This window comes from Halorubrum sp. SS7 (genome assembly GCF_005435055.1).
GTDB lineage: Archaea > Halobacteriota > Halobacteria > Halobacteriales > Haloferacaceae > Halorubrum > Halorubrum salinarum.
Genome location: NZ_SGXV01000503.1, coordinates 1 through 297, shown reverse-complemented (window position 1 = coordinate 297; position 297 = coordinate 1). Strand labels below are relative to the sequence as shown.

Sequence of the window (297 nt, the reverse complement as noted above, 5' to 3'; positions counted from 1 at the left end):
TGTGGAGCCAGTCGGTGAAGCTGTGCCACGCGTCGGCCAGGAACTCGTCGCTGCCGACGTGGACGTCGGATATCAGCGCGGCCTGGACGTGGCGGTCGGCCCCGCCCGGGCGGTGAGTGCGGGGAACGTCAGGGAAGTGGAGCGAGTCCGCGAAGAGGATGCCGGCGTCGTCCGCGAGCGTCCCCTCGACCGCGACGCACTCGTCTAACAGGATCTCGTCGACGACGTCGGCCAGGCCCTTGTCCTTCATCACGAGGGCGGGGAACGTCCCGGTCGTGTCCTCTAACTCGATCAGCC

Annotated in this window: 1 pseudogene; it reads right to left on the bottom strand. The window is 68.4% G+C overall.

The annotated features are described in order from the left end of the window. A pseudogene (locus EXE44_RS18945) lies at window positions 1-297 on the bottom strand (DNA polymerase II small subunit); the annotation flags it as partial.